The sequence below is a fragment of the uncultured Prevotella sp. genome, assembly GCF_946407605.1.
Taxonomy (GTDB): domain Bacteria; phylum Bacteroidota; class Bacteroidia; order Bacteroidales; family Bacteroidaceae; genus Prevotella.
Genome location: NZ_CAMJOS010000006.1, coordinates 46064 through 68912, shown reverse-complemented (window position 1 = coordinate 68912; position 22849 = coordinate 46064). Strand labels below are relative to the sequence as shown.

At 52.2% G+C, this 22849-nt stretch carries 17 protein-coding genes; 15 read left to right on the top strand and 2 right to left on the bottom strand.

Going from position 1 to position 22849, the window contains the following annotated elements; genetic code table 11:
* Window positions 1-42: 42 nt before the first annotated feature.
* Complete coding sequence (locus Q0R57_RS04435; protein WP_294744199.1) at window positions 43-4584, bottom strand: autotransporter-associated beta strand repeat-containing protein; 4542 nt, start codon at window positions 4582-4584, stop codon at window positions 43-45.
* Window positions 4585-4781: 197 nt separating this feature from the next.
* Here Q0R57_RS04435 and asnA point away from each other — a divergent pair, with 197 nt between their 5' ends.
* From asnA to mfd, 12 genes are all read left to right on the top strand, one after another.
* The gene (asnA, locus tag Q0R57_RS04430; protein WP_294744198.1) at window positions 4782-5819 is read left to right on the top strand and encodes an aspartate--ammonia ligase; all 1038 of its coding nucleotides are present in this window, start codon (window positions 4782-4784) and stop codon (window positions 5817-5819) included.
* A gap of 15 nt (window positions 5820-5834) precedes the next feature.
* Window positions 5835-7184 (top strand): DNA recombination protein RmuC, encoded by a 1350-nt coding sequence (gene rmuC / locus Q0R57_RS04425; RefSeq protein ID WP_294744197.1) that lies wholly within the window; start codon window positions 5835-5837, stop codon window positions 7182-7184.
* 107 nt (window positions 7185-7291) lie between these two features.
* The gene (locus tag Q0R57_RS04420) at window positions 7292-9043 is read left to right on the top strand and encodes a DNA polymerase III subunit gamma/tau (RefSeq protein WP_294744196.1); all 1752 of its coding nucleotides are present in this window, start codon (window positions 7292-7294) and stop codon (window positions 9041-9043) included.
* A gap of 15 nt (window positions 9044-9058) precedes the next feature.
* Window positions 9059-9406, top strand: a complete 348-nt coding sequence (locus tag Q0R57_RS04415; protein WP_294744195.1) for a septum formation initiator family protein — start codon at window positions 9059-9061, stop codon at window positions 9404-9406.
* On the top strand, window positions 9390-9791 hold the full coding sequence (locus tag Q0R57_RS04410; RefSeq protein WP_294744194.1) for a hypothetical protein: 402 nt from the start codon (window positions 9390-9392) through the stop codon (window positions 9789-9791). Before Q0R57_RS04415 ends, Q0R57_RS04410 begins: the two co-directional genes overlap by 17 nt.
* A 93-nt stretch (window positions 9792-9884) precedes the next feature.
* Window positions 9885-10640, top strand: a complete 756-nt coding sequence (locus Q0R57_RS04405) for a DUF4369 domain-containing protein (RefSeq protein ID WP_294744193.1) — start codon at window positions 9885-9887, stop codon at window positions 10638-10640.
* Window positions 10624-11985 (top strand): dihydroorotase, encoded by a 1362-nt coding sequence (locus tag Q0R57_RS04400; protein WP_294744192.1) that lies wholly within the window; start codon window positions 10624-10626, stop codon window positions 11983-11985. The genes Q0R57_RS04405 and Q0R57_RS04400 overlap by 17 nt, the downstream gene beginning before the upstream one ends.
* A complete protein-coding gene (locus Q0R57_RS04395) occupies window positions 11982-12758 on the top strand; it encodes a vitamin B12 dependent-methionine synthase activation domain-containing protein (RefSeq protein WP_294744191.1) in 777 nt (258 codons plus the stop codon). The genes Q0R57_RS04400 and Q0R57_RS04395 overlap by 4 nt, the downstream gene beginning before the upstream one ends.
* Window positions 12755-13759 (top strand): metallophosphoesterase, encoded by a 1005-nt coding sequence (locus tag Q0R57_RS04390; protein ID WP_294744190.1) that lies wholly within the window; start codon window positions 12755-12757, stop codon window positions 13757-13759. The genes Q0R57_RS04395 and Q0R57_RS04390 overlap by 4 nt, the downstream gene beginning before the upstream one ends.
* The gene (locus Q0R57_RS04385) at window positions 13756-14514 is read left to right on the top strand and encodes a lysophospholipid acyltransferase family protein (protein WP_294744189.1); all 759 of its coding nucleotides are present in this window, start codon (window positions 13756-13758) and stop codon (window positions 14512-14514) included. The genes Q0R57_RS04390 and Q0R57_RS04385 overlap by 4 nt, the downstream gene beginning before the upstream one ends.
* A gap of 87 nt (window positions 14515-14601) precedes the next feature.
* On the top strand, window positions 14602-15354 hold the full coding sequence (locus Q0R57_RS04380; RefSeq protein ID WP_294744188.1) for a polyprenol monophosphomannose synthase: 753 nt from the start codon (window positions 14602-14604) through the stop codon (window positions 15352-15354).
* Window positions 15355-15357: 3 nt separating this feature from the next.
* Entirely contained in the window at window positions 15358-18924 is a 3567-nt protein-coding gene (gene mfd, locus Q0R57_RS04375) for a transcription-repair coupling factor (RefSeq protein ID WP_294744187.1), read from the top strand.
* Between the two features lie 10 nt (window positions 18925-18934).
* Here mfd and Q0R57_RS04370 read toward each other — a convergent pair whose 3' ends face one another.
* Window positions 18935-19480 (bottom strand): TlpA disulfide reductase family protein, encoded by a 546-nt coding sequence (locus Q0R57_RS04370; protein ID WP_294744186.1) that lies wholly within the window; start codon window positions 19478-19480, stop codon window positions 18935-18937.
* Window positions 19481-20021: 541 nt separating this feature from the next.
* On the opposite strand from Q0R57_RS04370, the gene Q0R57_RS04365 reads away from it, so the two are divergent.
* The 3 genes from Q0R57_RS04365 to Q0R57_RS04355 are packed head-to-tail and all read left to right on the top strand — an operon-like array spanning window position 20022 to window position 22836.
* The gene (locus tag Q0R57_RS04365) at window positions 20022-20579 is read left to right on the top strand and encodes a sigma-70 family RNA polymerase sigma factor (RefSeq protein WP_294744185.1); all 558 of its coding nucleotides are present in this window, start codon (window positions 20022-20024) and stop codon (window positions 20577-20579) included.
* Window positions 20576-21265, top strand: a complete 690-nt coding sequence (locus Q0R57_RS04360; RefSeq protein ID WP_294744184.1) for a hypothetical protein — start codon at window positions 20576-20578, stop codon at window positions 21263-21265. The genes Q0R57_RS04365 and Q0R57_RS04360 overlap by 4 nt, the downstream gene beginning before the upstream one ends.
* A gap of 53 nt (window positions 21266-21318) precedes the next feature.
* Window positions 21319-22836: a hypothetical protein gene (locus Q0R57_RS04355; protein ID WP_294744183.1), complete on the top strand. Its 1518-nt coding sequence runs from the start codon at window positions 21319-21321 to the stop codon at window positions 22834-22836.
* Window positions 22837-22849: the final 13 nt, after the last annotated feature.

The window sequence follows — 22849 nt, the reverse complement described above, 5'->3', positions numbered from 1 at the left end:
GCTTACTAAATAAAAAAGGAGGTTTCGACCTCCTTTTTTTTGTTACTTAATTACAATCTTGCGTCCATCGATGAGGTAGATGCCTGGCTTCAGACCTTCAGTGTTAGTGCTTTGGCGCACGAGACGACCACGGAGATCGTAGATGACTCCCTTGGTGACGGGTGATGAGTGAAGGGTGACGGGGCTGACTGCTGTATCAATATGTTTGACGAAGAGCAGACCCTCGGCGATGCGAGTAGCATCCCACTCAATGCCGTCGACGCCCTCAACGGCAGGATTGCCCGTGAAGCGGGTGGCGTTGAAGATGCGGATGCTGTCGCCCTCCTGCAGGGTGTTGTTGCGGACGGGCTGTATGCGGATGGTACCATTGATGGTCAGCGTGTTGATGCCGTCGATGGCAGTACAGCCAGCAACATTAGCTGTAGCGCAGCTCTGAGCATTGATGACGAGGGTAGAGCTGGCGTTGAGCGTAACGTTCTTGCCACCAAAGAACAGAGTGCCGCTAGAGGCTGTGGCTGAGGCTCCGGGTCTGAGTGTGCCGTTGATGGTATAGGCGCTGTTGGTGAGTGCCTTGCTGGTGGTGTTGGCACCAGAGAGTGTGGCTCCCTCAGCAACGGTGAGCAGACCTGTGCCGAGCTTACCATTGCTGGTGACGCAGAGCTCACCATTCTTAATCTGTGTGCTACCAGTATTGGTGCTGGCGCCACTCCATGTGATACGACCTGTGCCTACCTTCACGAAGTTGGCGTTAGAGGTGACCTTAACACTGGTGCTCCAGTCATCATCATTGCCCACCTGCCAGGTGTTGGCACCAACGCTGGTGCCATTGCTGAAGGTGCAGCTGCCGCCTAGGTTACCAGCACCAGCAACACGTCCTACGTGGAAGGTCTTGCCGCTATTCTGAATTTCTGCGCCTGAAGCAATCTCGAAGGTGCCCTTAGGCATACCGCTCGAGGTGTTAAGGGTGAAGCGCAGCAGTGAGGGGTCATCGAGACTTGAGGTGGCCTTGATGGTACCCTCGAAGTCAGCGAAGTTACACTGTATAGGGGTACGTGTGGCGTAGTAGTTGGTACCCTTCTCCGTGACGCAGTAGATGGTGATGGTGCCCTCGCCAGTGAGCTTGTTGGTATAGGTGGCGCGGTTAGCCAGATACCAGGTGCCCTGCTTGCCCTTAGGCACGTTGACGGTATAGCTGCTGCTGGTGTTCTCACGCAGCGTACCACCCTGATACTCAACAGTCTTGGCTGGCGTGTTAGCGTTGATACACTGCACATTACCTGCTGCGATGATGAGCTTGTTCAAAGCAGTGTTGCTGGTGTTGAGTTTCATCCATCCGCTGCCCTTCTTGGTGAGCACTGTGCCACTCATGGCCTTATCGACGATGAAGTCACCAGTATTATTGATGATGCCGCCTTCTTCAGTCTCGAACTTGATGGGCGAACCATTAGTGACGGCAGCATTGGTGCGCAGCTCGCCGCCATTCTCGATGACGAACTTGGTGTTGGCTGTTACCACGCCGCCGAGGGCTCCCTTAGGCTGGTTGGCGTTGGCCAGCGAGTTGACAGAGACAATACCGCCAGAGATGCGTGTGCCACCAGTGTAGGAGTTCTCGGTGTTGATGGTAAGCATCTTTGAGCCACGCTTCACAAGGGTGGTGTTGCCCACCAGCGAGCCAGAACCATTGAAGACGTAGGCCTTGACATCATTATCGACGATAACGCTGTCGGCCTCGAGGTCAGTGCTCAGAGATACGTTGGTACGAGTGGCATCATCGTTGAAGGTCACCACATCGCCTGATACGAAGAAGTCTTTATTGCCCTCCTGTCCCTCAGCATTGCGGAAGTTTTCAGTGATGGCCATATCCCAGATGCTGCTCTCGCTGCCAGTCCAGAATACATGACCAGCATCGCGAACGCCTGCAATCTCGAGATAAAGCTTGCCGTTCTCGTAGATGAGAGAGGTCTTATGCTGAGTACCCAGTCCCTCGATGCGAATATCGCTGATGTTGCCGCTGATGGCTGCCACAGAGCCTAGCAGGAACTTTCCCTCAGGAATCTCGGCCGTGTGGGGCGTGAACTCAAAGACGGGGATGAGGTATTGTGGACCATATTTCCAGTTCTTCTTCTCGATGGTAAGCTCCTTGTTGACGTTGAGCTGGTCGGCAGCAACGTCTGTCAGGTCAAAGATGACGCGAGAGCCGAAGCCCAGCGCCAGCGTGTCGGTGGTGACAATGGAGGTGCTGGCCTGGTTGATATCACCAATCACGAGGTGGGCGTCGTAGTCCATGTGGATGCTACGGAACTGTCCACCATCGCTCTTCAGCACAGCAAAGCGATTGAGCCACAGACGGCTGTTGAGTAGGGCGCCATCGAAGCACAGCGTGCCTGCCCAAACATCGGTGTTGCCACTATAGGTCTGTGCCACCTTGGGCAGGAGGAGGGTGCCGTCGCCTTGTTTCACTACGCGGGTTTCGCCACTGAAGGCGCCGCCAGTGACCTCACAAGTGTAGTATACATAGTTGATCTTGGCATTGCCATTGGTAATGGTGCTGTTGGTGCCCTGCACCCACGAGGGCACGTTGAACGTAGCCACCCAGGGGTTGGCGCCATCAGCAACGGAAATCTTGGTGTCGTTGGTCTCGCATACCAGTACATGCTGACCATTGTTCGCTGTACCAATGGTGCCGTTGTTGGCAATCTCTGTGCGGCCTGTCATCGTGAAGGGTGGGGGAGCGATAGTGATACCTTCAAGCTCGCCCAAGAAGTAGCTGGCGTGAGGTGGCTGGTTGTAGCCCATGCTCTCCCACACCATAGCCTGACGATACTGATGGTCGTGCCACAGCGTGTAGTTGCGATAGTTGGTCTTGATATTCGTGGTATATACGCGTACATATTTATTATCGGTGGTACGCACGATGATTTCCTCGCGCCAGTCGCCCAGCACATCGCCAGTGGCCGATGGGGTGTTCTTCGTCCAGTTGCAGTTGGCAGTACCATCAGCAGTGAACACCACAGAGCCGTCAGCCTTGAACACACGGGCTGCACCCTCGCGACTGCTGGCTCCGTCGAGTCCTTCCTCCAGCAGGTCGCCATCCCAATAGATGCGGAAGTTATTCGTAAAGCCTGTAGGACCGCCAGAGATGACCTTGTCAGCAACGCACGAGATAGTACCTGACTGTGATGAGTGGCCTATGGCACCAGGATAGTCATTAGAGAAATTGCCACAGAGGGCACGTCCGTCATCACCAGTGGACTGCAGACGGTAGTAAATCTTCGAAGTGGTAGCGTTGCGATAGTTCATGGCAGGCTCGTCTTCGTTACAGGCGAAGATCTCCTGTCCGTGACGATAGGGGTCGAAGTCAGAACAATGCTGTGCATCACCGTGTCCCAGACCAGTGGTTGAGAGTCCTTTACCGTTATCGTCAATCACCATTGAACCAAAGCAGATCTCATCGCGTCCGTCCCAGTCCACATCGGCAATGCCGAAGTTATGATAGCCGTTGCCATACCAGGGACTGTTCCATCCCTCGTTATTGCTCCATTCCCAGTAGAGCGACAGCTGGTGGGTCTGTGGGTCTACTTTGAAAGCCTTCATGTGGTGTTTCGTATAGCAGCCTCGACCTAGGAAGATATAGGCGTTGCGACCATCAAGCACAGGGGCACCGAAATAGTGCTTCGTAGAGCGGTGACCATAGCCGTCACCCCAGTTGTCAGCAGTGCCGCGAGGCAGAGGATAGCTCATCCACAGTGCACCGTTGTTGCCAATAGCGTAAGGCTTACCAGTGGCACCTTCCAAATAAAGCAGATACTCGGCACCTGTGTTGGTGTAGGCCGCATTGTCATCGTCCTGTCGCACAGTGTTGCGAGTGTTCACATTCATGTTGCCGATATTGGTCGTAGTACCATCAGGATGGTGGATAATCATGTTGTCTGCACCACGCATCAGTATCTCGGCCTTGCCGTCGCCGTCCCAGTCGTAGCCCACAGCGTCGTACTGCTCGTCAGGACCACTCACCATGTTGGGACCCAAGTCGATGTACCACAGGCGTTCGCCCTTGATGTTGTAACAGTCCAGGCAGTTATAGGCAGAGTCGTTGGCAGGCGACTTCTTATCAGGTGTGTAGTTACGCTTCAGGATGAACTCGCTCACACCATCGCCATCAACATCGGCCAACGCAATATCATTGATATCGTAACTGTTGGTTATGTCAGCGCCGCGACGCGAATAGAGCTTCTTCACGGCAAACTGGATGTACTGCTGGTTCAGACGAGTCACAGCCTCGCACTTGGCCTGCTCCTGACCTTTCACCACAGGGGCAACCTGATATTTAGAGCCAGCTTTGCCATTGGCATCCACATAGTTTGATACTCGCAGGGGGGTGTCGTTCACCTTCTGTCCGTCACGATAAAGGTTGTATTCAGTATCATAGTATTCCTCGCCAAAGATTCTCCAGCTGACGAAAGAGCCAGAACCAGAGGGTACAGCCACGAGACCACGGTCAAGTTTGTCAGTCATTCGCTGAGCCTGTGCGTTGCCGCACATCATCAACATTACTACTGTTAGTGCATAGAAAAGATTCTTCATTTGTTCTAATATAGTTAGTGTTATTTTCTGGGCGCAAAGATACAAAAAAAGGTTGATAAACAATGGGTCATAATGACAAAAAGTGAGAGAAATATCAGAAAATGCAGTAGAATAACAAAGATTAGGGGGCAGATTTTTTGCAATTTGATAATATTATAGTACCTTTGCGACCAAATTGTAATTTAAGAGATTGTTTTATGAGTCAAGTTATCAAACCAATAGCTTATCAGCGCCTGCTCGACATGAAGCAGACAGAGCAGGGTATCAAGCTGATTAAGGAGTTCTTTCAGGCTAACCTCTCTACCGAGTTGCGTCTGCGTCGTGTTACTGCACCTCTCTTCGTATTGAAGGGATTGGGTATTAACGACGACCTGAACGGTGTGGAGCGTGCCGTCACTTTCCCTATTAAAGACTTGGGCGACGCCTATGCCGAAGTGGTGCATTCGCTGGCCAAGTGGAAGCGACTCACGCTGGCAGAATATCAGATAGAGCCAGGTTACGGCATATATACCGATATGAATGCCATTCGTGCTGACGAGGAACTGGATAACCTGCACTCGCTCTATGTGGACCAGTGGGACTGGGAGGCGTCTATCCGCAAAGAAGACCGCACGCTGGCCTTCCTGAAGAATATTGTGGAGCGCATCTACGCAGCCATCCGTCGTACGGAATACCTGACCTGCGAGACCTATCCACAGCTGAAGGCCTTCCTGCCTGAGAAGATTCACTTCATACATGCTGAGGAACTGCTTCAGATGTATCCAGACAAGACGCCCAAGGAGCGCGAGGATGCTATTTGTGAGAAATATGGTGCAGTGTTCGTGATTGGCATTGGTGGCAAGCTGGCCAATGGCGAGAAGCACGATGGACGTGCCCCTGACTATGATGACTGGAGCACAGTGGCCGAGGACGGACGTAAGGGTCTTAACGGTGATATCCTCATCTGGTATCCTGTTCTGGGTCGTTCCTTCGAACTATCGTCAATGGGTATCCGTGTCGATAAGGAATCGCTGCTGCGTCAGCTTGAGATTGAGGGCAAGCAGGAGCGCGAACAGCTTTATTTCCACCAGCAACTGCTCAACGACAAGCTGCCTTTGAGTATTGGTGGCGGTATTGGTCAGAGCCGTCTCTGTATGGTGCTGCTGCATAAGGCTCATATTGGTGAGATTCAGGCCTCGATATGGCCCGAAGACATGCGCGAGGAGTGCCGTCAGCTGGGTATGCCCCTGATTTAATCCTTTGAGTGGCCTATGGAGATCGTCCTTGTCATATCTGTGATTGTCATCGCCGTCGTGGTGGTGATATTTGTGGTGCGCATGTATGAGTCGCGCATTACCGACCTCAAGGCTTCGTACGACAAACAGCTGCTTCAGACCAAGGAATCCTATGACCAGCAACTTCAGCAGACAAAAGAATCCTGCGACCAGCAGCTGCTTCAGACCAAAGCATCTTACGACCAACAACTGCAACAGACCAAGGAGGCTCATGAAGGACAGCTTGCTGCCTTGAAGGCCATGAACGAGGAACAGATCAAGAGTCAGCTGAACCTAATTAGGGAGCAGATGCAGACCACCTCGGAGAAGGTGTTGAAGATGCGTCAGGAGGAACTTGGCGAGAGAAATGTGGAGCAGGTCTCAAAGATTATAGACCCCTTGCAGAAGAGTCTGAAGGATATGAAGGAGGCCCTCGACAAGACCAAGGAACAGCAGACTGAGGCGATGACCCGTCTGGACGAGACCATCAAGATTAGCATGCAGCAAAGTGTGGCCATTGGTGAGACTGCCGACCGCCTGACACGTGCGCTGACTGGTGAGGTGAAGGTTCAAGGTAACTTTGGCGAGTTGAAGCTGAAACAGCTGCTCGAAGACCTCGAGTTGAAGGAAGGTGAGCAGTTTGACACCCAGGAGACGCTGAAAGACAAAGGTGGCAAGGGCCTGAAGGGCGACGACGGCAAGGGCTTGGTACCTGACTTTATCCTGCATTTCCCCAATAACCGTCATGTGGTTGTCGACTCGAAGATGTCGTTGACAGCCTACGAGCGCTATATGAATGCCGAGGACGGTACGCATGAGAAGAGCGAATTCCTGAAGTCGCACATCGAGAGCGTAAGGGCTCAGGTGAAGCGTCTGGCCAAGAAGGAATACACCAGATACCTGCCTGAGGGCTATAACCGTCTGAACTTCGCCATCATGTATGTACCCATCGAGGGTGCCCTGAACCTGGCGTTGCTGAACGATGCATCGCTGTGGCGTGAGGCCTATGACGAGGGCGTCATGATACTGGGACCACAGACTATGTATATGAACCTGCGTGTGCTGGAGATGATGTGGACCCAAGTGAAACAACTGGAGAACCAGCAGGCTATGGTGGATGCCGCCAATACGGTGATAGATCGCGTGCAGGACTTTGGACAGCGTTTTATAGAGGTGGAGTCGAGCATGAACGACACCGTGAAGAAAATGGCAAGACTGAAGATTACCACTGCCGATAGCGGTCCTAGTATTATCACCGCAGCACGCAACCTGCTGAAGGCTGGCGCAAAAGAGAACAAGAAGAAGAAACCGCTGGCAGAAATGGATGATACGGTGTTTCTGGAATGAAAGTGACACAAAAAAGTTAAAAGGTGAAAAATAAGAGGTGAAAAGTGATACAAAAGTGATGCTTTTCACTTCTTTTTCTTATCTTTGCATTCCAATAATAACAGAATATGGAAGAATATATTGTTTCGGCACGAAAGTACCGCCCTATGTCGTTCGACTCGGTGGTGGGACAGAAGGCGCTGACTACCACACTGAAGAATGCGGTGAAGAGCGGGAAACTGGCTCACGCCTATCTGTTCTGCGGTCCGCGAGGCGTGGGAAAGACCACTTGTGCACGTATCTTTGCCAAAGCCATCAACTGCCAGAATCCTACGGCAGAGGGTGAGGCATGTAACGAGTGCGAGTCGTGTCAGTCGTTTAACGAGCAGCGCTCGCTGAACATCTTTGAGCTCGATGCTGCATCGAATAACTCGGTGGAGCATATCAAGACACTGATGGAGCAGACCCGCATACCACCGCAGGTAGGCAAATACAAGGTGTTTATCATTGACGAGGTGCACATGCTCTCTACAGCAGCCTTCAACGCTTTCCTCAAGACGTTGGAGGAACCGCCTGCACACGTCATCTTTATCCTGGCTACCACAGAGAAACATAAGATTCTGCCCACCATCCTGTCTCGTTGTCAGATTTATGACTTTGAGCGCATGACGGTGCAGAACACCATTGAACACCTGAAGGAGGTAGCACAGAAGGAAGGCATCAAATACGAGGAAGAGGCGCTGGCAGTCATTGCCGAGAAGGCTGATGGCGGAATGCGCGACGCCCTCTCCATCTTCGATCAGGCCGCTTCGTTCTGTCAGGGAAATATCACCTATCAGAAGGTGCTGGAAGACCTGAACGTGCTTGACTCTGAGAACTATTTCCGCATCGTGGACCTCTCTATAGAGAATAAGGTGAGCGAGGTGATGGTGCTGCTCAATGATGTGCTGAACAAAGGCTTCGACGGGGGACTCCTCGTGCAGGGACTGGCCAAGCATGTACGCAACGTACTGATGGCGAAAGACCCTCAAACGCTGCCCCTGCTGGAGGTCAGCGAACAGGCACGTCAGCGATATACGGAACAGGCACAGCGTGCCGACACCCGTTTCCTTTATAGCGCACTGAGGGTGATGAACCAGTGCGACATCAACTACCGTCAGTCCAGCAACAAACGTTTGCTTGTGGAGCTGACGCTCATCGAGATAGCGCAGATTACCCAGCCGGCTGATGCGCCTGGCAGTGGGCTTCGGCCCAGAAGATTAAAATCCCTGTTTAAGCAACTGATTCAGCAGGCAAGGCCCAAGCAGACGGCTCCACAGGTGGCTGTGGCTGCGCCAAAGAATCATACCCAGAGCAAAGCGGATGCTCAGAGTGCTCAGGCCCAACAGCCTGCCAAGAAGGTAACCCTCAAGACATCGAGTCTAGGACTGTCGTGGAACAAGTTGAAACCCCAGAACCGCAAGATGGAGATCCTGCCAGGCACCCCTGGTGTGGAGGATAAGAGGGAACAGGAGTTCGAAGAGTTCACGCAGGACGACTTGGCGCTGCAATGGTTGTCGATGTGTAACCGTATGCCTCAGAAGCTAATCGGCATCGCAACTCGAATGAAGAACATGACTCCTGTGATTTTGGAGATTCCGGCCTTGGAGGTCGTGGTGCCCAACGAAATCGTGAAGGACGAGATGGAACTCATCAAGGGTAGTATTGTCAGTACCCTGAGGAAGTATCTTCATAATAATGCTATTACGCTGACCATCAGAGTGGCAGAGAAACAAGAACGCGAGGTGATTCTGACCCGCAAACAGCAGTTCCTCAAGATGGTTGACGACAATCCTGCCGTAGGACGGCTTTGCGAACTATTCGATTTAGTATTGACATAACAGAGAGATAGAGATATGAAGAAAATCAAAGAAATGGCAAAGGCTTTCTGGTCTATCCCCTACATGAAGTACCTCGTAGTGTTGGTGATAGGCGTAGTGCTCATAGGCTTTGTGGGTTCCAACAGCGTGTTGGCCCATTTCCAGAACAAGCTGCACATCAGCGAGTTGAGGGAAGAGATAGATCACTTTGAGAGTGAGTATCAGCGCGACCAGAGCGAGATACATCAGTTGCAGAGTAATCCGAAGGCGATGGAACGTATTGCCCGTGAGCGTTATTTCATGAAATATGCCGATGAGGAGATCTTTGTGTTGAACGACGAGGAGCATGCCTCAGAGAATACAAGCCATGAGACAGCTAAATAAAGTAGAGAACGCCATCTTCGTCATTGGTGCCCTGCTGATGTTGGCTGGAGCTATCGCCGGACTATTCCGTTGGCAGTGGTTCCCCTATGTCTATGCCGTAGGTGCTGTGTGCTTTGCCAGCATGCAGATGCTTCAGCGCTATGAGGGCAGCAACTTCACCATTCGTCGTCTTCGTCGCATCATGCTGTTGAGCGATGTGCTTTTCCTGCTCACTGCCGTACTGATGTTTGCAAGTCACGGAAATGCGTTGGGACTCGACTGGCTGTACTATCTGAATTATGTCAAGAACAACTGGGTGGTGCTGCTGTTGCTGGCATCCATCCTGCAACTCTATACAACGTATAGAATAAGTAACGAACTGGAAAAAGAGACAAAAAAAATCTAAAAGATTGCGCAATTGTTTTAAATTGCGCAAATTTTTTTTCGTAGTTCAATATATCATTGTACATTTGCATACGGTAAATGCAAATTGAACTATATGAAGAAACTATTACCTATATTCATCTTTCTGGCAGCGTTGACATCGTGTGCCGATTCGTATGTCATTGAGGGCTCATCCACTGTGCCGCAGTTAGACGGCAGCAAGCTCTATTTGAAAGTTCTCAAGGGCAACGAACTGACCAGTATCGACTCGTGTGAGGTGGTGCATGGGAAATTCCGCTTTAGTGGTTCGATGGATACCACCCAGATGGCCTCGCTGTATATGGACGACCAGAACATCATGCCGCTGGTGGTGGAGAAAGGTAATATCAATATCTTGATAGAAGGTAGCAAGCAGAAGGTGTCAGGCACCTTGCTGAACGACCGCCTGTACGAATTCCTGGAGAAGCACGACCGTCTGGCTAATCAGCTGGAAGAGCTGGATCATCGCTTTGGTCAGATGTTGCTTGACGGCATTGATGAGGCTGAGATTAATAAGACGCTGTCAGCCGAAAGTGATATCATTATTCAACAGGAAGATAGTTTGGTAACCGACTTCGTGACATCCAATTTCGATAATGTGCTGGGTCCGTTCGTGTTTGTAAGAATGACTTCTTCCATCCCACAGATTGAGCATATCCTGAGCAAGGCTCCTGATACGTTCAAGCGCCTTTCTGCTGTCGATGAATTCTATAAATTTGTGACTGGTGCTGGCGAAGCGCAGAATAATGAGCAGCCTGCAGCAACGTCAGGCTCTGAAATTGACGACGCCACGATTCAAAACATCCTGAATGGCAATGAGAACGCTAATTAAAGGAGGACGTATTGTCAACGAAGGAACGTGCTTCGAGGGTTCTATTGTCATCGATGGTGAGCAGATAGCCGAAATACTGAAATCGGGACAGCATCCCGAGACACCTGTCGACCAAACGATAGATGCCTCGGGATGTTACGTTTTGCCTGGTATCATCGACACGCATGTGCACTTCCGTGAGCCAGGAATGACGGAGAAGGCCGATATAGAGAGTGAGAGCCGTGCTGCCGCTGCCGGTGGTGTAACCTCGTATTTCGAGATGCCCAACACGGCGCCTCAGACCACAACGATAGAAGCCCTTGACGATAAGTTCCAAAGGGCGGCGAAGACGAGTCATGTGAACTATACGTTCTTCTTTGGCGCTACCAACGATAACGTGTCGCTTTTCGACAAGCTGGATGTGCATCGTATTCCTGGCATCAAGCTCTTTATGGGTAGTAGCACAGGCAATATGCTGGTAGATCGCGATGAGGCGCTGAACCGTATCTTCGCCTCTGCCCGTTTGCCCATTATGGCCCATTGTGAGGATACCGCCATCATCAACCGCAATATGGAGGAGGCCAAGAAGGCGTGGGGCGATGACCCGCAGGTCAGCCTGCATGCCTTGATTCGCAGCGAGGAGGCCTGTCTGGCTTCTACGACAAAGGCTGTGGATCTGGCCAAGAAACACAAGGCCCGTCTGCATGTGGCCCATGTGTCAACAGCCGAAGAGCTGGAGCTCTTCCCCCCCGTCTCCCTATGCAGCAACAATGTTGCTGCACAGAAGACGGCTGCAAACATAACCGCTGAGGCAACGGTAGGTCATCTCTTCTTCACGATGATGGACCACGAACGACTGGGGGCTCGCATCAAGGTGAACCCCGCTATCAAGAGTCCTGTAGATCAGTTCATGCTGCGCCAGGCCCTCAACGACGGACGCATCACGACGATAGCCACCGACCACGCACCTCATCTGCTCTCACAGAAAGAGGGCGGCTGTGCGAAGGCTGCCAGCGGAATGCCTATGGTGCAGTTCTCGCTGCCTACGATGTTGGAACTGGTAGACCAGAACGTGCTGACCATCGAACGACTGGTGCAGCTTATGGCCCATAACCCCGCCTTGCTCTTCGAGGTTCGTCAGCGTGGCTTTATACGCAAGGGCTATCAGGCCGACCTCGCCATCGTGCGCCCCAAGAGTCCCTGGACGGTGACCCCTGAGGTGATAGAAAGCAAGTGCGGCTGGAGCCCGATGGAGGGTCACACCTTCCAGTGGCGTGTGGAACAGACCATCTGTAACGGACATATAATATATAATAAAGGTGTGGTTGACCGCCAGTATATTGGTCAGCCTCTGACGTTCCGATGATACTTACCTACGACATCAGCGACCTTCAGCCCTACATCAACTGGGTTTACTTCTACTTCGCCTGGCAGCTCAAAGATAAAGCCGAACAGCAGCGAATCAGAAGCGAGGCCGAGACTTTCCTGCAGGAGTGTGAGGGCCACTATCAGGCTTATGCGCTCTTCCAGATTGTTGAGGCTCACGCCGAGGGAGAGGATGTTTTAGTGGAAAGAGGACGCATTCCTTTATTGCGGCAGCAGGAGGAGGGCTCGCAGTTCCTCTGTTTGTCCGACTTTGTATCGCCCGTTGCCGATAAGATAGGGCTTTTTGCTACCAGCGTCGATGCCGCTATGGTGAGTGACTTCGATGATGACCCCTATCAGAAGATGATGGCCCAGTTGCTGGCTGACCGCTTGGCTGAGGCTGCTGCCGAACGTATGCACGAAGAGGTGCGTAAACACTATTGGGGCTATGCCAAAGACGAGCAGTTGAGCATCGCTCAGATGCAGCAGGAGCAGTTTCAGGGCATACGTCCTGCAGTGGGTTATCCCTCGTTGCCCGATGCCAGCCTGAACTTCGTGCTCGACGAACTGCTTGATTTTCAGCAGATTGGCATCAGCCTGACGGAGAGCGGCGCTATGCGTCCTCACGCCAGCGTCTCTGGCTTGATGCTATCTTCCCCTGAGTCGCACTATTTCAGTGTGGGCCGTATTGGTGAGGATCAGTTGGCCGATTATGCCCGCCGCCGACAGATGCCCATTGACAAAATGAGAAAATTCCTAACAGCAAATCTATGAATAGTATATTTACCACAACGATCACCCTCCTGGACCCCGACACCTATATCTATATAGGGTGGGGCATCCTCATACTCCTCACAGTACTGCTTGTGCTGCTGTGGCGCTTCAGCAAGCGCCTCTGGCTGAAAGTAGTACTCACGGCGCCCCTCATGTTTCTTTGGCTGGTGTTCCTTTATGGTTCCTACGTTGGAGTGAATCAGTTCAGGGTGCGTTATATTGAACTGACCTTCAACGATCTGCCGCCCTCGTTCGATGGCTATAAGATTGTGCAAATCAGCGACATACATTGTGGTACGCTGACAGGCTCTCGCCGTCATCTGCTGGAAGAGGCCATCGACAGCATCAATGCGCAGGATGCCGATATGGTGGTATTTACAGGCGACCTGCAGAATCGTGCTCCAAGGGAGATCGACCCCTTCAGGAAGCTGTTGTCGAGCATCAAGGCCAAGGACGGCATCTTCTCTGTGATGGGCAATCACGACTTTCCGCTGTATATGGAGGGCGACCCTATTATGAAGTCTGACACGCTGTGTGTGCGTGAGAATGTTGATGAGGAGTTAGGATGGCGCCTGCTGGTCAACGATCGTCAGTTTATCAAGCGAGGTGAGGAGAAGATCTATATCTCAGGAATGGATAATGACGGCGATGGTGTGCGCTTCCCCCAGAATGGTGACATACAGCACGCGCTCTATGGCCTCACCCCCAAGCATTTCGTCGTGATGTTGGAACACGACCCCTCAGCCTGGCGTCGTAAGATTCTGCCCCACAGTCATGTGCAGCTCACGCTGAGTGGTCACACCCACGGCGGACAGTTCTCGTTCCTGGGCTGGTCGCCGGCAAGCTTGAAATATAAGGAGTACAGCGGACTCTATTCCTTGGCGGGCCGCTATCTCTATGTCTCCAACGGTCTCTCGGGTGTGGTGCCCTTCCGTTTTGGCACGCTGCCAGAGATCTCCGTCTTCACCCTTAGAACATCAAAATCATCCGTCAACAAATGAAATACTTGTACAACACCTATCAATTACTGATTGCCTTACCACTCATCGTTATCGAAACGGTGATTATCTGCAGTTGCATCATCGTGGGCGCCGCCTTGGGCTTCGGCCATTTCTGGGCAAATTACCCGCCCCGTCTGTGGGCCCGCATCATCCTGTGGCTGCTGTTCATCCCAGTAAAGGTTGAAGGCCGCGATCGTCTCGACCCTAAGGAGTCGTATGTCTTCGTGGCCAACCACCAGGGTGCCTTCGACATCTTCCTGATTTATGGTCATCTGAACCGTAACTTCAAGTGGATGATGAAGTACCAGCTGCGCAAGATTCCCTTTGTGGGCTTTGCCTGTGCCAAGACGCATCAGATATTCGTCGACAAGCGTGGTCCCAAGAAGATCAAGGCTACCTACGACCTGGCCCGTGAGACGCTGCAGGATGGCACCAGCGTTACCGTCTTCCCCGAGGGCTCACGCTCGTATACGGGTCACATGGGTGTCTTCAAGAAAGGTGCCTTCATGTTGGCCGACGAGCTTCAGCTGCCTGTGGTGCCGCTGACCATCAACGGCTCGTTCAACATCATGCCTCGCACCCGCGACATGAAGTTTGCACGCTGGCATCGCCTCACGCTCACCATCCACGACCCCATCTATCCTGTGGGTAAAGGTCCCGATAATGTAGAGGCCACCAAGAACCAGGCTTACGACAGCGTGATGTCGGCTTTGGTGCCCGAGTATCAGGGTTTTGTTGAGAATCCTGACCAGTGAATAATAAAAAAATGAAAAATATGCGGCTATTTTAGACACATAGTCTATTTTTTCCGTATCTTTGTAACCGAAAACCATTTTTGAGCAATGAACAATAGCGACAGCATCGTCATTATTCCTACTTATAACGAGAAGGAAAATATCGAGAAAATCATCCGGGCCGTCTTTGGTCTGGAGAAGTGCTTCCATATCCTGGTGATCGACGACGGTTCGCCCGACGGCACCGCCAACATCGTGAAGGGACTCATGCAACAGGAGTTCAGCGACCGCCTCTTCATCGTAGAGCGTAAGGGTAAGCTGGGCCTGGGCACCGCCTATATCGCAGGCTTTAAGTGGGCGCTGGAGCGCGACTATGAGTACATCTTCGAGATGGATGCCGACTTCAGTCACGACCCCAACGACCTGCCTCGCCTCTATGGTGCCTGTCATGATGAGGGCTACGACCTGGCCATCGGCTCGCGCTATATCAGCGGTGTCAACGTGGTCAACTGGCCTATGGGTCGCGTGCTGATGAGCTATTTCGCCTCAAAGTATGTGAAGTTTGTCACAGGCTTCCCCATCCACGACACCACCGCAGGTTTCAAGTGCTACAAGCGTCGTGTGCTGCAGACCATCGAGCTCGACAAGGTGCGCTTCAAGGGCTATGGCTTCCAGATCGAGATGAAGTTCACCGCTTGGCGTATCGGCTTCAAAATCAAGGAGGTACCCGTCATCTTCGTCAACCGTAAGGAGGGTACCAGCAAGATGTCGGGTGGCATCTTCGGTGAGGCGTTCTTTGGCGTCATGCGTCTGCGTTGGGACGGCTGGACCCGTCACTATCCCCCCATGCCAGCCAATTAGTGGATGAAGATACAAGATATACAATCGCTCTATGCCCATCTGCCGCAAGTGTCGGCATTGGCAAAACTCGTGGGAGATAAGTCCGTCAAGACTATCTCCCTCGATGGTCTCTTGGCATCGTCGGCGCCGCTGGCCTTCAGTGCGCTGGCGCTGAAGTCGTCGGCCCGCATGCTGTTCATCCTCCAGGATGCTGAGGAGGCCGGCTATTTCTATCACGACCTCTGTCAGGTGATGGGCGACAAGCAGGTGCTCTTCTTCCCCTCCAGCTACAAGCGCGCCATCAAATACGGTCAGAAAGACCCCGCCAGCGAGATCCTTCGCACCGAGGTCCTCTCTTCTGCATCAGCTTGTGCGGCAGCAAAGAACCCTTTACCTGCAAAGAACCCTTCACCTTTCACCCTTCACCTTTCACCTTACATCGTTTCCTACCCCGAGGCTCTGGCCGAGATGGTGGTGACGCGCAAGCAGCTCGATGCCCGTCGATTGACCCTCGAACAGCAGCAGACCGTCAGCGTGGACGCTATCTGTAAGACGCTGCGTGAGTTTGGTTTCCGCGAGGTGGACTACGTCTACGAGCCAGGACAGTTTGCTCTTCGCGGCTCTATCCTCGACGTCTATTCCTATAGCCATGAGTTCCCGTTCCGCCTCGACTTCTTTGGCGACGAGATCGACTCTATCCGCACTTTCGAGGTGGAGAACCAGCTGTCGAAGGAGCGTTGCGACCACGTGGATATCGTGCCTGAGCTGACTGCCGTAGAGGAGAAAGAGTCCATCCTGAAGTTCCTGCCCGACGATACCCTGTTGGTCACGAAAGACCTGCAGTTTGTGCGCGAGACCATAGAGAATATCTATGGGGAGGGCTTCTCGCAGCAGGCCATGCAGGAGCGTCTGGCTAACGCTACAGAGATGGAAGCGCGAGAGATAGAGAAGGAGATGCAGCGCGACAGTCAGATTATCACTGGCTCGCAGTTTGCTAATGATGCTGAGCCCTTTAGAAAGATATTTCTCTGCCCTCCCTCCACCCTTCACCCGTCACCATCCGCCAAAATCAGCTTCAACATCAAACCCCAGCCCCTTTTCCACAAGAACTTCGACCTGCTAACGCAAGCCTTCGAAGACTATATCTTGAAGGGGTATAAACTCTATATCTTGGCTGATAGTGCCAAGCAGATTGAGCGTCTGAGAGATATCTTTGCCGAAAAACTATCCTCCCTTCACCCTTCTTGCGTCCCTTCGGTAGCAAGCGAGCATAGCTCGAGCGCACCATCCACCCTTCACCTGTTCCAAGGCGTTGACAAAACCCTCCACGAGGGCTTTGCCGACAACGACTTGAAAGCGTGCTTCTTCACCGACCATCAGATTTTCGACCGCTTCCATAAGTACAACCTCAAGAGCGACAAGGCCCGTAGTGGTAAGGTGGCGCTGACGCTGAAGGAGATTCAGCAGTTCGAGGTGGGCGACTATGTGGTGCATGTGGATCACGGCATCGGTAAGTTTGGCGGACTGGTACGAATGCCCATCAATTCTCCATCCACCCTTCACCCGTCACCATCCACCCAGTATCAGGAAATGATCAAGATCATCTACCAGCGTGGCGATGCCATCTACGTCAGTATCCACTCGCTGTATAAGGTGTCGAAATACAAGTCGCAGGACGATGGTCAGCAGCCCCGCATGTCAACGCTGGGCACAGGCCAGTGGGAGCGCCTCAAGGAGCGCACCAAGAAGCATATCAAGGATATAGCCCGCGACCTCATCAAGCTCTATGCGGCCCGTCGTCATCAAAAGGGCTTCGCCTTCAGCCACGACACCTACCTGCAGCACGAGCTCGAGGCGTCGTTCCTCTACGAGGATACCCCCGACCAGCTCAAGGCCACGCAGGATGTGAAGGCCGATATGGAGCAGTCGAAACCTATGGACCGCCTGGTGTGCGGCGATGTGGGCTTTGGCAAGACCGAGGTGGCTGTGCGTGCTGCCTTCAAGGCTGCTGTCGATGGCAAGCAGGTGGCGGTGATGGTGCCCACTACGGTGCTGGCCTATCAGCACTATCGCACCTTCTCCTCGCGCCTGAAGGACATGCCTGTGCGGGTGGACTATCTCACGCGAGCCCGCACCACCAAGCAGACCACCGCCCTGCTGAAAGACCTCGCCGAGGGTAAGGTCGATATCCTCATCGGCACACATAAACTCATAGGTAAGGGCGTGAAGTTCAAGGACTTAGGACTGCTGATTATCGACGAGGAACAGAAGTTTGGCGTCTCTACCAAAGAAAAGCTGCGCCAGATGAAGACCAATGTCGATACCCTCACCATGAGTGCTACGCCTATTCCCCGCACCCTGCAGTTCTCGCTGGTGGGCGCCCGCGACCTGAGTGTCATCCAGACGCCGCCGCCCAACCGCTATCCCATTCAGACAGAGATACATACCTTCTCGGCAGAGATCATCACCGATGCCATCAACTTCGAGATGAGCCGCAACGGACAGGTCTATTTCGTCAACAACCGCATCAACCAGTTGCACGAGATTGCCGAGATGATTCATAAGTACATCCCCGACTGCCGCGTTGCCATTGGTCACGGACAGATGAAGCCCGAGGAGCTCGAGAAGATAGTGCTCGACTTCTCCAACTACGACTACGACGTGCTGCTCTCTACGACTATTGTGGAGAATGGCATCGATATCCCCAATGCCAACACCATCATCATCAATGGAGCCCATTATTTCGGACTCTCCGACCTGCATCAGATGCGTGGACGTGTGGGCCGTGGCAATCGCAAGGCCTTCTGTTATCTGCTCGCGCCGCCCCTCGCGGCCCTGCCTGTCGACAGCCGTCGCCGCCTCGAGGCCCTCGAGAACTTCTCCGACCTGGGCTCAGGCATCAACATCGCCATGCAGGACCTCGACATCCGTGGTGCCGGCAACCTCCTTGGTGCCGAGCAGTCTGGTTTCATCTCCGACCTTGGCTACGAAACCTACCAAAAGATTCTCAACGAGGCGATGGCGGAGCTCCGTAATGAGACCCCAGAGTTTTCGAAGAGTGAAGAAGGAGGAAGGAGAACTGATGAAACCTCTCAAGGCAGAAAGAAAGGCTTGCCAAGTAATCATAATTCTCAATTTGATTTCGTCTCCGACTGCAACCTCGAGTCCGACCTCGAGATGTACTTCCCCGACAATTACGTGCCCAGCGACTCAGAGCGTATGCTGCTCTATCGCGAACTCGATAATACCCGCAATGATCAGGAATTAGAGGCCTATCGTCTGCGCCTTATCGACCGTTTCGGTCCTCTGCCGCCGCAGGCCGAGGAGCTGCTGCAGGTGGTGTCTCTGCGTCGTTATGGAAAGAGCTTGGGTTGCGAGAAGATCATGCTCAAGCAGGGTCGTATGTTCCTCTATTTCGTCTCCAACCCACATAGTCCTTTCTACGAAAGCGACACCTTTGGTCGCATCATCGACTTCGCCACCCAGAACCTCCGCCGCTGCAATCTGCGTGAACAGAACGGCAAGCGCTCCCTCGTCATCACCGATGTGCCCACCGTGGGCGAAGCCGTCAACGTCCTAAAGACTATTTAAGTTTCACCTTTCACCTTTCACCTTTCACCGCTTTCTCAACGGCATTCTTGATGGGTTCGGGCCCAGGAAAACCTATCTCTTTGTATGTCTGGTTACCCTTGGCGTCATACACCACGTAGGTGGGAATACCCTGCGACTCATATTTCTCCAGCACATACAGGTACTGCTCCTTCGTCAGGTAGTAGTGGTCGCCGTCAATGTCCTTGATCATCTCCTGCCACGTATCCAGGGGCGATGTGGGCGAGGTGATATATACGAACTGCACGTTCTTGCCTTTCATCTCCTCCTTCATCGGCTTCAGCGCCTGGTGTCCTGCCCTACAGGGTCCGCACCATGTGGCCCACACGTCGATGAGCACCGTCTTTCCCTTGTATTTGTCCAGGATGGTCTGTAGGATTTTCTCTGGAGCCACGTTGTCATATTTCTGGTAGAACACGTTCTCTTTCGCCACCCGCTGCTGTGCGTCGCGCAGCTGCTTGCCGATGGTCTTGTTCTGTGCCGCTCCCGTCATTGCCACGAGCACCAGCACCACTGTCATCACTAATTGTTTCATCATCATTCTATTGTTTTGTTGGTTTTATGCCGCAAATATAGGAATTATTTTCGAGACCTCCAAATCCATCAGCAATTATTCCGCAAAAAATAGTTTATAATTAATTTGTAAATGTTTTTCACGGGTCGCAAGTCCGACTCCATTTTGCCGCTTAACTTAAGAAAATTATCTCGCTAGCTAAGAAAAAATATTTCTCTAGTTAGGGCGCAAATTTTATCTTTCTTATGACGATACAAAGGTACAAAATCTTGATAGCGGTTCATGAATACTTTGTAAGAATTATTTATTTACAACATTTCCCAAACATTGCAGTTGCTGCAGTGTTGCAGTTAGAAAATAGACTTGCGAAAACTGAAAAATATATCTATAATATATATATTATATATAATATATATAATTATAGCACTTTTCTGAGGTCGTGAAGGTACCCTTTCGAGAACTGCAACACTGCAGCAACTGCACATTTCTTTTTTTAATTTTTTTTGCCCTCCATGCAATGTTTTGGGGTGGGGGAGCGTATATATAAACAGAAGACCATAAAAAAATGATAGAAACAGACATAGACCTGATAGCGGGACTGAGGAAACAAAGTCCCAAAGCACAGCAGCAGATGCTCGACCGCTATGGCCGCGACGTCTTTGCCCAGGTGGCGAGACTGGTGCCCGGCATAGAGAATGCGGAGGAGGTGTATCAGGATGTGTTTGTGAAGGTCTTTAAAAATATAAATAGGTATGACGAGGGGAAGTCGGCGCTGAGGACGTGGATACTGCGCATTGCCTACAACGAGGCCATCAGCTTTCTGAGACACCAGCGACCAACGATGGTGTATATAGAGGACAGGGAAGGCGAGGCGGACAGCCTGTCGGAGACGGAGGTGGAGGAGACGCTGGGCCACGCCAACGCAGAGACGGTGCAGATAATAAGAGCCGCGCTGAAGCACCTGCCACCCGACGAACGCGCCATCATCACGATGTTCTATTACGATGAGCTAAGTCTGAAGGAGATAGCCGAAATAACGGAGTCGATACCTACGACGGTGGCCTCGAAACTGAGCCGAACGAGAAAGAAACTTTGTAGAATCATCAATATGTTACGATCATGAAGGAGGAACAACTCAATACTCTTAGGGAACAGGACAAGAACCTGCGCGACGCCATCAGAATGGAAGAGGCGGAGATGCCGCAGATGCCTGCCGACCTGAACGCCCGACTGATGCAGCGCATGGCGCAGGAGCCACGAAAGGCTCGTACCCGCACCATCTGGCCTTGGATAGCAGCAGCCTGTGTGGCTGGCGTGATGATGATATGGCTGACACCACCCAAGGAACAGATGCCAACAGTGGCCATGCAGACCCCAAGCCAGCAGACCCCATCCCCAACCCTTCCCCTGAATGGGAAGGAAGAGGTTAGTGCAGAGGTCTCAAAGGTGGAAGAACCCGTGGTGGCGAAAGTGGAGAAAAAAGAGGTGCCTCAGAGAACTCCCAGAGCTAAGAAAGTCCAAGATGCTCAGAAGACTCTTACTCCTCAAGCCGCAGATGTTTGCAACGACTTGGCTGCTGTGCAAGAGCAAGAAGAATCTACTCCCCTCCCTTCAGGCGAGGGGCAAAAGGGTGAGGCTGTTGTCACACTGACGGAGCACGATATCCCCATCACCCGTCCAGAGAACTATAAATACACCCCTGAGGAGCTGGCTCTAATGCGAAAGCAAGCTAACGAGGCCTATCTGAAATGGGTGCAACTGGAGCTCGAGATTTCAAAGTATAATTTGGAACAGACAGCACAGAAGTGAAAAGGTAAAAGAGTAAAAAAGTAAAAAAGTAAAAAGGTAAAAAATAACGCGATATGAAACGAATAATGATTTTGCTGCTCATTGCTTGCAGCGCAACAATAACCACTAGTGCCCAGCAGAAGAAGGCCACAGTTGACAATACGCCTTACAACGTGAAGGCCCTGTTCTATACATTCCTCAAGTCGTGGGGCGCCCCCTCCGACGAGGTCTATTCCGTTCAAAGGAATCCTAACACCAACCAGATTGAGTCGAGCGTCAAGATTACCCACTTTGTGGCCAATGTCAATACTGGCACTGTGCGACAGAACATGTCTGCCATCGGTGACGCGTTTAAGAAGGATGAATCGAGAGCTTATCAGCTGCTCCACCTGGCACCTGGAAACAAAGAGTCGCTCGCGCTGAGTGCTGTCAACGAAAACGGACAGAGAACCTCCTACCTTGTCCGCGGCGCTGACTACGAGGAAATGTGGCTCCTATGCGCCAAGAACCCAGAGAACCCCAAGCTGCGCGATGCCTACGCCATCAAGTGGTCTATGAACGACGATAAGAGCAAGGCCCTCGGAGCCATCTATCAGATCACCTCGCTGCGTCCTGACTTGTATGAGCAGAACATGAGCGCCAGCATCTTCAACGATGGTCAGAACCTCACCACCAAGACATTCAGAATTGACGGTCGTGTGGGCGAAGACCTGACGGACAGCCTCTACGTGGTCTATATGGCTGATACTGCCGAGGAACTCGACAAGGTTGCCGACGATGCCTTCGTGGCTAAGATGCCTGTGGTGGGCAAGCGTTTCTCGTTCAGCGTGGAACTTGACAAGCGCAAGGTTGGCCGCATCCGTACCGTGATGTCTGACGGCTCGCTCTGCCAGTTGTGGACGAACCTCGACTTCGTGCCTGGCGAGACCTATCGCATCACCACTCATAATGGTTATTACGATGCCGACAACGACTACGAGCAACGTGTGGGCCGCTACTCCGGCAAGAGCCTGCTGAACGACCTGCAAAGACGGGGCATTGACGACCAGACGGTGGAGGTTGCCGACACCATACCCGTAGTGCAGGATGGCGATGTGATACAGGTAACACGGGGACAGGAAGCCTCCAGTATGGAAGCATGGTTCAAGACCATTTCGCCGCAACAGCAGGCAATGCTGATGTTCAAAGGTAAAAATGTCGAGGCTGGCATCAAAAGGGTCAAGGCGTCATATGAACCTCTTGGGAGAATCATGAGAGACACCCCGTCGCTTCTCCTCGACAATAACAAAGGCATCAATCAGATGTTTGAGAATATCACTGCACAAAACAAGGCATTGGACAAAAGTGTCCAGGAGTTCCAGGAGGCTTTATTCTCACTGAATCCCCCTGTCAGTGTGCGACAGAGTTATTATGCCGATGCCTTTAGGGAGATACTGAATACCCTCACTGATCAGAACAAGGGCTTTACAGAGATTTACTCAAAGACCGGCTCGCTCCCGAAGTCTGCCCAGAAGACGCAGAAGTACATCAATAAGCTCATAGGGAAGTATGCAAATGAGATGATGAAGAACCTCGGGCTGACGAAGAAATAACAGTGTAAATGAA